Here is a 12,594-nt window from a genome sequence, read left to right on the forward strand (position 1 = left end):
ATAGCCCATACATGTCACCCGATCAGCCGATATCAGAATATGCTGATCGCGCCTGTCGTATAGGGGCAATGGCAGCGGATCGGTGCCCGAGGCAGCGCCTTCCGGCCTACTGTTGAGGAGCGCGCCCGCCGCGCGTCAACCTTGCTTCGGACCGAACGGTCCATCACGGGGGGGACCGGACGCGGCGGACCACTTGCTCCACCAGGCTGGGAGAGGGACGGCATGGAACCGACGGAGAGCGCCGCAAGGGCGCCGCTGGCCGGGCGCCAGCCCGTGCCCGTGCTCCCGGCGGTGCCCCGGCCGGTCATCCGGGTGGCGGTACAGACGGTGGCCGCGGCCGCGCTGACGGTCTGTGTGATCCGGATGCTCCAGCACGGCAACGCGCTCTTCCCCGGTGGCACCATCGGCTGGGCGCTGGCCGTCCTCACCGGCGTCATCGTCGGCCATCTGGTGGCGATGGGCCGCGACCGCTGGTGGGGCGGCACCGGATCGGGCGCCGCCCTGACCCTCGCCGTGCTGCTGCTCTACGGCTGGGTGCCGGCCGTCCTGGTGAGCCTCGCCGTGGTGCTGCTGGTGGGCGCCGCCCGCCGGCGCCGCTGGCGGCAGGCCGTCCTGCACGCCGCCATCGACATCCTCGGCATCGGCGCCGGGGCGGTCACCCTCGCCCTCTTCGGCGTGTACCCGTCGGTGGAGCACCCCTGGCTGCCCGACGACTGGTCCATGCCGGCCGTTCTCTCCGTCACCGTCACCGCCCTGGCGTATCTGAGCGGCACCCGCGCCCTGCTCTGGTGGACCTTCGCCCCCCGCGGCAGCGGACTGCCGAGCATCGCCCGCACCGCGCTGCTGCGCCAGGGCATGGTCGGCGGCGCGCTGCTCGGCATCTCCCCGCTGATCCTCGTCGTCGCTTGCGAGAAGCCGGTGCTGCTGCCGCTCTTCGCGGTGCCGCTGATCGCGCTGGACTCCACGCTGTGGATGGCGCACGCCCGCGCCGAGGAGCAGTTGCGGGACCCGCTGACCGGCCTGCCCAACCGGCAGTGGCTGCTGGAGCGCACCTGGACGGCGCTGGACGCCGCCAAGGAGGGCGGCGAGAGCGGGGCGCCGGGGGCGGTCGGTCCGGCCGGCGACTGGGGGCGGGTCGCGCTGGTCCTCATCGACCTCGACAAGTTCCGCTCGGTCAACGACACGCTGGGCCATCTCGCCGGTGACCGGCTGCTGGTGCAGATCGCCGACCGGCTGCGGCTGGCGCTGCCGCGCGGCGCCGAGGCGGCCCGGCTCGGCGGCGACGAGTTCGCGGTACTGCTGCCGCACTGCGACTCGCCGACCCGCGCCCAGCGGGTGGCCAGAGCGCTGGTCGCGGCCCTCGGCTCACCGCTGAGTCTCGACGGTCTGACCCTGGTGCTGGAGGCCAGTGCCGGGGTCGCGGTCTTTCCGGACCACGCGCTGGACGCCGAAGGGCTGCTCCGCCGGGCCGATGTGGCGATGTACCAGGCCAAGCGGGACCGCAGCGGCGCGGAGGTCTACGAGGCGACGCGGGACGCCAACACCCCCGACCGGCTGGGGCTCCTCGCCGATCTGCGGCGGGCCCTGGACTCGGGCCAGGTCGAACTCCACTACCAGCCGAAGGTGCGGTTCGACGGCCAGGTGGCCGGGCTCGAAGCGCTGGTGCGATGGGTGCATCCGGAGCGGGGGCGGGTCAACCCGGAGGAGTTCATCGGGATGGCCGAGACGTCGGGGCTGATGCCGCAGCTCACCGAGTATGTGATGGAGACCGCGCTGGCGCAGATCGCGGTGTGGCGGGCGATGGGGCTCGAGGTGCCGGTCGCGGTCAACGTCTCGCCCCGTGATGTGCACAGTCCCGGCTTCGCCGGGGCGGTCGCGGCGCGGCTGGCCCGGCACAAGGTGCCGCCGGGGGCGCTGCAGCTGGAAATCACGGAAACGGTTCTGCTGGAGGATCCGCAGCGGGCGGCGGACACGCTCAACGGCTTGACCGGGCACGGGGTCAAGATGTCGCTCGACGACTTCGGTACGGGGTATTCGTCGCTGGTGCATCTGCGGCGGCTGCCGGTGAGCGAACTGAAGATCGACCGGTCGTTCGTGGCGCGGCTGGTGAAGGATCCCGAGGACGCGGAGATCGTGCGCTGCACGATCGATCTCGCGCACTCGCTCGGTCTGCTGGTCGTCGCCGAGGGCGTCGAGGACGACGAGACGTGGGAGCGGCTGCGGGAGCTGCACTGCGACGCGGTCCAGGGGTGGCTGGTCGCCGCGGCGATGCCGCCGGCCGAGGCCACCGCCTGGCTCCGGGCCCGCGGCGAACGCGGCTGGCAGCGGCCCACCCGCTCCCCCGTCCCGATCGCCATCGCCGAGCCCAAGCCGAGCCCCTCCGGCCGAGCAGCGGCAACCTAGGCCGTGTCTGACAAATCCCTCCCCCAGCTACCGCTGGGAGGTGCCCCCAGCCCCGCGGCGTCTGGCACGCACTCCCCCAGCTAACGCTGGGAGGTACCCCCAGCTGCGTTGTCGGGGTCGTCCGAGTAGGCCCACTACGAGGACGACCTCCCCCAGCTACCGCTGGGGGTGCCCCCACCGCCCTTGCGATCTGGTGCTCCCCCGGACGAAGTCTGGGGGAGCACCAGACACCGCGGGCCCCGCCCTGCGGGCGGACGACGCTATTTGTCAGACACGGCCTAGGCCCACCCCGCCCCGGGCTCCGCCCGCGCTCCGGGCCGCCCCGGGTCCGCCCGCCCTTCGCGCCCGCGCCGCCCGGCTGCCCTCGGTTCGGCACCGCCGCCCCGCGCCGTTCCGCGTCCCGCCGCCGCGGCGGGGAGAAGGGGGCGCCCCCTTCGGGCGCGGACGGAAAGGCGGTGCGGGGGGTTGGTGGGGGGAACGTAGGATTGGGGGTCCATCGACATCTCACCCCGCAGAGGATCGCAACGCATGCCAGGCATCACGCGCGAGGAGGTCGCCCACCTCGGACGGCTGGCCCGTCTTGAGCTGTCCGGCGAGGAGTTGGACCACTTCGCCCAGCAGCTCGACGACATCATCGGCGCGGTCGCCCGCGTGTCCGAGGTGGCCGGCGAGGACGTACCGCCGACCTCGCACCCGCTGCCGCTGACCAACGTCATGCGCCCGGACACCGTCCGGCCGTCGCTCACCCCCCAGCAGGCCCTCTCGGGCGCCCCCGCGCAGGAGCAGCAGCGTTTCAAGGTCCCGCAGATCCTCGGGGAGGACTAGCCGTGAGCGACATCATCAGGCTCACCGCCGCCGAGACGGCGGCGAAGATCGCGTCCGGCGAGCTGACCGCCGTCGAGGTGACCGAGGCCCACCTGGCCCGGATCGAGGCCGTCGACGAGAAGGTGCACGCCTTCCTGCACGTGGACCGGGACGGCGCGCTCGCCCAGGCCCGCGCGGTGGACGCCAAGCGCGCGGCCGGCGAGCCGCTGGGCCCGCTCGCCGGGGTGCCGCTGGCGATGAAGGACATCTTCACCACCGAGGGCGTCCCCACCACCGTCGGCTCCAAGATCCTCGAAGGCTGGATCCCGCCGTACGACGCCACCGTCACCAAGCGCCTCAAGGCCGCCGACGTGGTGATCATCGGCAAGACCAACATGGACGAGTTCGCGATGGGCTCCTCCACCGAGAACAGCGCCTACGGCCCGACCGGCAACCCCTGGGACCTGACCCGGATCCCCGGCGGCTCCGGCGGCGGCAGCGCCGCGGCCCTCGCCTCCTACCAGGCGCCGCTGGCGATCGGCACCGACACCGGCGGCTCCATCCGGCAGCCCGCCGCGGTCACCGGCACCGTCGGCGTCAAGCCGACCTACGGCGGGGTGTCCCGTTACGGCATGGTCGCCTTCTCCTCCTCCCTCGACCAGGGCGGCCCCTGCGCCCGTACGGTGCTGGACGCGGCGCTGCTGCACGAGGTGATCGCCGGCCACGACCCGATGGACTCCACCTCCGTCGACGTCCCGGTGCCACCGGTCGTCGAGGCGGCCCGCAGCGGCGATGTGCGGGGCCTGCGGGTCGGCGTGGTCAAGGAGTTCGGCGGCGAGGGATACCAGTCCGGTGTCGTCCAGCGCTTCAACGAGGCGGTGGAGCTGCTGCGCGGCCTGGGCGCCGAGATCGTCGAGATCTCCTGCCCGTCCTTCACCTACGCGCTGGCCGCCTACTACCTGATCGCCCCCTCGGAGTGTTCGAGCAACCTGGCCCGCTTCGACGCGATGCGCTACGGCCTGCGGGTCGGGGACGACGGCACCCGGTCCGCCGAGGAGGTCACCGCGCTGACCCGCGAGGCCGGCTTCGGCCCGGAGGTCAAGCGGCGGATCATCCTCGGCACGTACGCGCTGAGCTCCGGCTACTACGACGCCTACTACGGCTCCGCCCAGAAGGTCAGGACGCTGATCACCCGGGACTTCGAGAAGGCGTTCGAGCGGGTCGACGTGATCGTGTCGCCGACCACGCCCACCACCGCCTTCCCGATCGGTGAGCGGGCCGACGACCCGATGGCGATGTACCTCGCCGACCTCTGCACCATCCCGACGAACCTGGCGGGCAACGCGGCCATGTCGCTGCCGTGCGGGCTCGCCCCGGAGGATGGTCTCCCGGTGGGCCTGCAGATCATCGCGCCCGCACTCAAGGACGATCGGCTCTACCGGGTCGGCGCGGCCGTCGAGGCCGCCTTCGTCACGAAGTGGGGCCACCCGCTACTCGAGGAGGCACCCCAGCTATGAGCACCAAGCAGAGCGGTGACAAGAAGAGCACGGTCGCCAAGGCCAAGGGCTTCAAGAAGAGCCGGCCCGGCACGTACCTGGCCATCGGCACCTCGCTCTTCGGCGCCTTCACCAACATCAAGCGGGCCAGGGCGGCACGCGGCGAGAGCGACACGCTCAAGCTGGTGGACGCCGTCGTCAGTGCCGCCGCCATCGCCACCGGTGTGGCCCTGCTCATCCGTGAGCTGCGCCGGCTCGGCGACGACGACATCCTGGCGGACTGAGGACTGAGAGGTAAGACCACTGTGACCGTCACGGAACTGCTGTCCTACGAGGACGCGCTCGCGTCGTACGACCCGGTGATGGGCCTTGAGGTCCACGTCGAGCTGGGTACGAGGACCAAGATGTTCTGCGGCTGCTCCACCGAGCTGGGCGCCGAGCCCAACGCGCAGACCTGCCCGACCTGTCTCGGCCTGCCCGGCTCACTGCCGGTGGTCAACGAGATCGGCGTGGAGTCCGCGATCAAGATCGGTCTCGCGCTCAACTGCGAGATCGCCGAGTGGTGCCGCTTCGCCCGGAAGAACTACTTCTACCCGGACATGCCGAAGAACTTCCAGACCTCGCAGTACGACGAGCCGATCGCCTTCAACGGCTATCTGGACGTCCAGCTGGAGGACGGCGAGGTCTTCCGGGTGCAGATCGAGCGCGCCCACATGGAGGAGGACACCGGCAAGTCCACCCACATCGGCGGCGCCACCGGCCGGATCCACGGCGCCTCGCACTCGCTGCTCGACTACAACCGGGCCGGCATCCCGCTGATCGAGATCGTCACCAAGCCGATCGAGGGCGCGGGGGAGCGGGCACCGGAGGTGGCCAAGGCGTATGTCGCCGAGCTGCGCGAGCTGATCAAGGCGCTGGGCGTCTCCGAGGCCCGGATGGAGATGGGCCAGATGCGCTGCGACGTCAACTTGTCGCTGCGCCCGCACGGCCGGGAGAAGTTCGGCACCCGCAGCGAGACCAAGAACGTCAACTCGCTGCGCAGCGTGGAGCGGGCCGCCCGCTACGAGATCCAGCGGCACGCGGCGGTGCTCTCCTCCGGCGGCACCATCGTGCAGGAGACCCGGCACTTCCACGAGGAGGACGGCTCCACCACCGCGGGACGGATCAAGGAGGAGGCCGAGGACTACCGGTACTTCCCCGAGCCCGACCTGGTGCCGGTCGCACCGCCCCGTGCCTGGGTGGAGGAGCTGCGCGGCGGCCTGCCCGAGCTGCCCCGGCTGCGCCGCAAGCGCCTCCAGGAGGACTGGGGCATCGGCGACCACGAGATGCAGTCGGTGCTCAACGCCGGCGCGCTCGACCTCATCCTGACCACGATGGACGCCGGCGCGGACGCCGCCTCGGCCCGCAAGTGGTGGATGGGCGAGCTGGCCAGGCACGCCAACGAGACCGGCACCGAGCTGGCCGGCCTGCCGATCACCCCGGAGCAGGTGGCCCGGGTCTCCGCGCTGGTCGCGGCCGGGGACCTCAACGACAAGCTGGCCCGCCAGGTCATCGAGGGCGTGCTGGCCGGTGAGGGCGGCCCGGACGACGTGGTCGAGAAGCGCGGTCTGAAGGTCGTCTCCGACGACAGCGCGCTCGGCGCCGCCGTGGACCAGGCCATCGCGGCCAACGGGGCGATCGCCGACAAGATCCGCGGCGGCAACCTCGCCGCGGCGGGCGCGCTGATCGGCGCGGTCATGAAGCTGACCCGCGGCCAGGCGGACGCCAAGCGGGTCCGTGAACTGGTGCTGGAGAAGCTCGGCGTCCAGGGCTGACGCCTGGCGGTGTTGTGTAGGTCGCGGATAAGGGCGGCACCCCGAAAAGGGGTGCCGCCCTTATGTGTACCAAACGTGCGGAACCGACTCTTGTGAGTAACGGCACGAAACCCCCCAAGGATCATGTTCCTCGGGCACAGTGGTGCGCACCTCGATCACAGAGGCACCACCAGTTCACCGAAGTACCGGAAGCAGTCGAGGAAATCGCCAGATGGCCGCAGTCGCCCGTTGGTGTGTCAACCGCCGCCTCGCCGTCGTGCTGCTGTGGATCACCGCGCTGGTCGGCCTGACCGCCGCCGCGGCGGCGGCCGGCTCCGCGTACTCCACGACGTACGACGCCCCCGGCACCGAGTCCGGGCACGCGGCGAGCCTGCTGTCGGCGGCGTTCCCCGCCCAGGCGGGCGACAGCGAGACCATCGTCTGGCACACCCCGGCCGGCCGCACCGTACGGGCCGGCGACGTCGAGCGGACCATGACGAAGGTGCTCGACCGGACCCGTACGCTGCCCGGCGTCACCTCGGTCACCGGCCCGTACGAGCCGTCCGGCGGCGCCGGCCGGATCAGCCGGGACGGGCGCACCGCGTACGCCACCGTCGACTACGCCCGCAGCGTCGACAGCATCAGCCGCAGCCAGGCCCAGGCCCTGGTGGACACCGCCAAGGCGGCCGAACGGCCCGGTCTCCAGGTGGAGTTGGGTGGCCAGGCGATCGGCACCACCGAAGGAGCCGGCGCCCACCTCAGCGAGTTGATCGGGGTGGCGGTGGCCGCCGTGGTGCTGCTGCTCGCCTTCGGCTCCTTCGCCGCCATGCTGCTGCCGATCGCCACCGCGCTGGTCGGCTGCGGCACCGCCTATATGGGCATCCAACTGCTCGGACACGGCATGACCGTCGCCGACTTCGCGCCCATGCTCGGCATGCTGATCGGCCTCGGGGTCGGCATCGACTACGCGCTCTTCATCGTCACCCGGCACCGCAGAGCCCTCAAACGCGGGCTGAGCGTCGCCCGGGCCGCCGAGGAGGCGATCGCCACCACCGGCAGAGCGGTGGTCTTCGCCGGCGGCACGGTGTGTGTGGCGCTGCTCGGCATGCTGATCCTGCGGCTGGACTTCCTCGACGGCGTCGCGGTCGCCGCCGTGCTCACCGTGCTGCTCACGGTGGCCGCCTCCATCACCCTGCTGCCCGCGCTGCTGGCGTACATCGGCCCGCGCGCCCTCAGCCGCCGCCAGCGCCGCGCCCTGGCCGAGCGACGGCTCGCCGACGGCGGCCACGACGCGCCGGCGGAGCCGCCGTCCGGGTTCGCCGTCCGCTGGTCGGCCCTGGTGGAGCGGCACCCCAAGGTGCTGGGTTCGCTGGCCGCCGTGGTGATGATCGTGCTGGCGCTGCCCACCTTCTCGCTGCACCTCGGGACGTCCGACCAGGGCAACGGACCGGCCACATCGACCACCCGGCAGGCGTACGACCTGCTCTCCCAGGGCTTCGGACCCGGCACCAACGGGCCGCTCACCCTGGTGGCGACCACCGCGCCCGCCGGCGGCGGCATCCCCAGCGCGGCCGCCCGGCTCGCCTTCGACCGGCTGCCCGACGCACTGCGGGGGATCCCGGGCGTCGCCTCGGCCGGCCCCGCCGACTTCGACCCGTCCGGCGCCGTCGGCGTGATCACCGTCGTCCCGGACAGCACTCCGCAGTCCGGTGCCACCTCGCGGCTCATCGACACCCTGCGGGCCGACGTGCTGCCCACCGCCGAGCAGGGCACAGGACTGCGGGTCTACGTCGGCGGCACCACGGCCAGCTTCGACGACTTCGCCGCCGCCGTGGTCGGCAAGCTGCCGCTCTTCGTCGGCACCGTCGTCGGGCTCGGCTGCCTCCTGCTGCTGGTCGCCTTCCGCTCGATCGGGGTGCCGCTCAAGGCGGCGGTGATGAACGTCGCCGCCGTCGGCTCGTCCTTCGGTGTCGTCACCACGATCTTCCAGTGGGGCTGGGGCAGCGAGTGGCTGGGCCTCGGCCGGGCCGGTCCCATCGAGCCGTTTCTGCCGGTGATCATGGTCTCGGTGCTCTTCGGCCTGTCCATGGACTACCAGGTGTTCCTGGTCAGCCGGATCTACGAGGAGTGGTGCGACACCCGCGACAACCGGCGGGCGGTGCGGGTCGGGCTCGCCGAGACCAGCCGGGTGATCAGCTCCGCGGCGGTCATCATGATCGCGGTCTTCCTCGCCTTCGTGCTCAGCGGGGACCGGGTGATCGCCATGTTCGGCATCGGGCTGGCGGCGGCGGTCGCACTCGACGCGTTCGTGCTGCGGACGCTGCTGGTGCCCGCGCTGATGCACCTGCTGGGCGACGCCAACTGGTGGCTGCCGGGCTGGCTGGAGCGGCGGCTGCCGCGGATCGGGATCGAACCCCGGCCCGCCGCCGTCCCGGCGGTCCAGTGGACGAGCGTCGCGGCGGCGGACCGGCCGGTGACACCGGTGGCACCGGTGCCGCAGCTCAGGCGGGTCAGGTGACGTCGACCCGGAGGATACGGTCGTCGCCCGGCTTCGGGGTGCCGCGGTCGTCGGTGTTACTGGTGGTGAGGAGCAGGGTGTGGTCGTCGAGGGCGACCACGGTGCGCAGCCGGCCGTACGTGTGGGTGAAGAACGCCTGCGGCGCCGCGGCCGGCCTGGTGCCGTCCAGCGGGACGCGCCACAGGCGCTCGCCCCGCAGACCCGCCATCCAGATGGAGCCCGCCGCGTAGGCGATCCCACTGGGGGAGGCGACATCGGGGTGCCACTGCTCGATCGGGTCGACGAAGCCCTTGCGGTGGGCGATGCCCTCGACCACCGGCCAGCCGTAGTTCTTCCCCGGCTGGATGAAGTTCAGCTCGTCCCACCGGTCCTGGCCGAACTCCGAGGCCCACAGATGCCCGGCGGCGTCCCAGGCGAGCCCCTGCACATTGCGGTGCCCGGGGGAGAAGACCAGCGAGCCCGGCGTCGGATTGTCCTTCGGCGCCTTCCCGTCGGGCGTCATCCGCAGGATCTTGCCGGCCGGTGACCTCAGGTCCTGGGCCAGCTCGCGCTTGCCGGTCTCGCCGGTCCCGACGTACAGCATCCCGTCCGGTCCGAAGGCGATCCGGCCGCCGTTGTGCAGGGTGCCGGTCGGGATGCCCCGCAGGATCGTGTCGGGCGCGCCGAGCAGCTCGCCCCGGCCCCGGGAGGGGGTGTAGGCCATCCGGACGACGCGGTTGTCGGAGGCGGTGCTGTGGTACGCGTAGACGAAGTGGTCGGCGCCGAAGTCGGGCGAGAGGGCCAGCCCGAGCAGGCCGTTCTCCCCGCCCTGGGTGTGCTCGACGCCGGGGACCGTGCCGACCGGGGTGACCTTGTGGGTCCTCAGGTCGACCCGGGAGATCCGCCCGTCGTCCCGGGAGGCCACCAGCAGGGCGTCGTCGGGGAGCAGGGCGATGCCCCACGGGGCGCGAAGACCGGTCGCCACCGTGCCGACCACCTTCGCGGTGCCCTTGGCGGGCGCGGCCGAGGGGCCGGCGCCCGGCGCGGCGGCGGAGGTCGCGGCCGTACCGGACGGGGCGGCACCAGGTGACACGGTGCCGGTGGTGGTGGCGGTGCCGGCGGTGGTGGCGGTCGCGTGCGGCGCGGACGATCCACCGGACGAGCAGCCCGCCAGCAGCAGTACGGCCGCGGTGCCCGCGGCGGCCATCCCCAGTGCGGGGGCCCGGCGGTGGGCGGCGGCGGGGCGGACGATTGCCTTCACGGTGCTCACCCGACCAGCACACCACACATCGGCCCCGACGCGCCCGCCGTTCCCGCCCGGCCACGCGGCCGGCCGCGGCCGGCCGGCCGATCGGGTGATGCGGCCGGCGTCGTAGGGCGCCCCCGCCCCCGCCTCCGCTCCCGGCACCCGGCGAGCCGGTCAGTCCCACGACCCCCGGGCGGCCGGCAGCTCCGCGATCTCCGCCAAGTCGGCGGCGCTCAGCGTCAGTCCGGCCGCCCCCGCGTTCTCCGCGGTCCAGCGCGCCGACTTCGCGCCCGGCACCGGCACCACCGTGGGCGCCTGCGCCAGCGTCCAGGCGAGGGCCACCTGCGCGGCCGTGGCACCGTACCGTTCCGCGACCCGCCGCAGGCCGACCACGATCGGCTGATTCGCTGCCATCATCTCGGCGGTGAAGCGCGGATGCCTGGCCCGCAGATCGTCCGGCTCGAAGCCGCCGCCCGGAGTGAGGGTGCCGGTGAGGAAACCGTTGCCCAGCGGCATCGCGGCCAGGAAGCCGACCGCGTGGGCCGTGCACCACGGCAGCAGCTCGTCCAGCGCCTCCGGGGCCCACACCGACAGCTCGGCCTGTACCGCGGAGACCGGGAACACCTGCTGTATGCGGGTGAGATGACGGATCGTCTCGTCGTACAGCGCGGCGCCGGTGCGGCGGTTGCCCCGCGCCCCCACCGCGCACAGGCCGAGCGCGCGCACCTTCCCGGCCGCCACCAGCTCCGCCATCGCGCCCCAGGTCTCCTCCACCGGGACCTCGGGGTCCACCCGGTGGAGCTGGTAGAGGTCGATGGTGTCGGTCTGCAACCGCCGCAGCGACGCGTCGCAGGCCCGGCGCACGTATCCGGGGCGGCCGTTGGCCACGATGTGCTGCTCGCCGACGAGCAGTCCGCACTTGGTGGAGACGAAGGCCTCGGCCCGCCGCTCCTTCAACACCCGGCCCAGCAGCAGCTCATTGGTGTAAGGGCCGTACATGTCCGCCGTGTCGAGCAGCGTCGTCCCGTGGTCGAGCGCGGTGCGCACCGCCCGCAGCGACTCCTCGCCGCCTCGGCGCGAGGCGCTGTACGCCCAGCTCATCGGCATGCACCCGAGGCCGACCGCGCCCACGTGGAGTGCCCCCGCCCCGACCGTCCTGCGCTCCACCCGAGTGACCTCCCTTGCGCGGCCCCACTGTGCCATAGCCTCCTGACCATGACCGATTCAACCCAAGGCCAAAGCCTCCCGAAACCCGCCGCGACGGCAGACGACCGTCCTCAGGTGTGGGTGTCGCTGCCGCTCGCCGAACTCGGCGAGCTGCCGGACGCCTTCCGCTATGTGTTCTGGGACGGTACCGGTGACGGCTTCCCCGCTGACCCGGCGGAGGCCGTCTTCTACGTCGTCCCCTATATGAAGGGCGCCGCTGTCGGCACCCGCCCGCTGGCCGGGATGCGCTCGGTCCGCGTCGTGCAGAGCCTCACCGCCGGGGTGGACGACATCACGCCCCACCTGGCCGACCTCCCGCCCGGCGTCCGGCTGTGCAACGCCCGCGGCGTCCACGAGGCCAGCACCGCCGAACTCGCGCTCACACTGATCCTCGCCTCGCTGCGCGGCATCCCCCGCTTCGTGCGCGGCCAGGACAACGAGAAGTGGTACTCGGGTTTCTACCCGGCGCTCGCCGACCGGACCGTGCTCATCATCGGATACGGCTCGATCGGCGCGGCCGTCGAAGACCGCCTGGCGCCCTTCGAGTGCGAGATACTGCGGGTGGCCCGCACCGCGCGGACCGGGCCGCACGGGCCGGTGCGCGCCATGGACGAACTGCCTGCGCTGCTCCCGGTGGCCGACGTGGTGGTGCTGACCACCCCGCTCACCGAACACACCCGCGGTCTGGTCAACGCGCCCTTCCTGGCCCGGATGAAGGACGGCGCCCTGCTGGTGAACGTGGCCCGCGGCCCGGTCGTGGACACCAAGGCGCTGCTGGCCGAGACCGAGTCGGGCCGACTCACCGCGGCACTCGATGTCACCGACCCGGAACCGCTGCCCGCCGGGCATCCGCTGTGGCACGCGCCCGGCGTGCTGATCAGCCCTCATGTCGGCGGCAGCAGCTCGGCGTTCCGCCCCCGCGCGAGCCGGCTGATCCGCGCCCAGCTCAACCGCTTCGCCGCCGGGGCGCCGCTGGAGAACATCGTGGCCACGAGCTGACCCGGCGGTTCGTCTCTGGCCCATACTGGCCCGTACCGGCTCGCGCGCCCGATGGCACGGGGTGACTGCGGGCCGTATTCGCCACCCCTCGCCATGGTTACACACAGTAGAGAAGCCCTATCCCTGAGTGACAATCCTGGTGTATCGTCC

At 72.6% G+C, this 12,594-nt stretch carries 9 protein-coding genes; 7 read left to right on the plus strand and 2 right to left on the minus strand.

Annotated features, from left to right (window positions below; genetic code table 11):
- Positions 1 to 222: 222 nt before the first annotated feature.
- The 6 genes from OG519_RS25460 (at position 223) to OG519_RS25485 (ending at position 9,014) form a co-directional block, all read left to right on the plus strand.
- Positions 223 to 2,403 carry a putative bifunctional diguanylate cyclase/phosphodiesterase gene (locus OG519_RS25460; RefSeq protein WP_405588298.1) on the plus strand — a complete coding sequence of 727 codons (2,181 nt, stop codon included), beginning with the start codon at positions 223 to 225 and terminating at the stop codon, positions 2,401 to 2,403.
- Positions 2,404 to 2,931: 528 nt separating this feature from the next.
- Complete coding sequence (gene gatC, locus OG519_RS25465) at positions 2,932 to 3,228, plus strand: Asp-tRNA(Asn)/Glu-tRNA(Gln) amidotransferase subunit GatC (protein WP_386426281.1); 297 nt, start codon at positions 2,932 to 2,934, stop codon at positions 3,226 to 3,228.
- Positions 3,229 to 3,230: 2 nt separating this feature from the next.
- Positions 3,231 to 4,724, plus strand: a complete 1,494-nt coding sequence (gene gatA / locus OG519_RS25470) for an Asp-tRNA(Asn)/Glu-tRNA(Gln) amidotransferase subunit GatA (RefSeq protein ID WP_405588302.1) — start codon at positions 3,231 to 3,233, stop codon at positions 4,722 to 4,724.
- The gene (locus OG519_RS25475) at positions 4,721 to 4,987 is read left to right on the plus strand and encodes a hypothetical protein (protein ID WP_405588305.1); all 267 of its coding nucleotides are present in this window, start codon (positions 4,721 to 4,723) and stop codon (positions 4,985 to 4,987) included. The genes gatA and OG519_RS25475 overlap by 4 nt, the downstream gene beginning before the upstream one ends.
- Positions 4,988 to 5,008: 21 nt before the next feature.
- Complete coding sequence (gatB, locus tag OG519_RS25480) at positions 5,009 to 6,517, plus strand: Asp-tRNA(Asn)/Glu-tRNA(Gln) amidotransferase subunit GatB (protein WP_405588308.1); 1,509 nt, start codon at positions 5,009 to 5,011, stop codon at positions 6,515 to 6,517.
- Between the two features lie 211 nt (positions 6,518 to 6,728).
- On the plus strand, positions 6,729 to 9,014 hold the full coding sequence (locus OG519_RS25485) for an MMPL family transporter (protein WP_405588311.1): 2,286 nt from the start codon (positions 6,729 to 6,731) through the stop codon (positions 9,012 to 9,014).
- Here the strand turns inward: OG519_RS25485 and OG519_RS25490 are convergent.
- On the minus strand, positions 9,007 to 10,200 hold the full coding sequence (locus tag OG519_RS25490) for a PQQ-dependent sugar dehydrogenase (protein WP_405592986.1): 1,194 nt from the start codon (positions 10,198 to 10,200) through the stop codon (positions 9,007 to 9,009). The two genes, OG519_RS25485 and OG519_RS25490, sit on opposite strands and share 8 nt — an antisense overlap.
- Before the next feature lie 213 nt (positions 10,201 to 10,413).
- Positions 10,414 to 11,406, minus strand: coding sequence for an aldo/keto reductase (locus OG519_RS25495; RefSeq protein ID WP_405588314.1), 993 nt, complete (start codon positions 11,404 to 11,406; stop codon positions 10,414 to 10,416).
- Between the two features lie 48 nt (positions 11,407 to 11,454).
- Between OG519_RS25495 and OG519_RS25500 the strand changes: the two genes are divergently transcribed.
- Positions 11,455 to 12,444 carry a 2-hydroxyacid dehydrogenase gene (locus OG519_RS25500; protein WP_405588317.1) on the plus strand — a complete coding sequence of 330 codons (990 nt, stop codon included), beginning with the start codon at positions 11,455 to 11,457 and terminating at the stop codon, positions 12,442 to 12,444.
- Positions 12,445 to 12,594 lie beyond the last annotated feature (150 nt).

It is taken from the genome of Streptomyces sp. NBC_01190 (assembly GCF_045039895.1).
Taxonomy (GTDB): domain Bacteria; phylum Actinomycetota; class Actinomycetes; order Streptomycetales; family Streptomycetaceae; genus Actinacidiphila.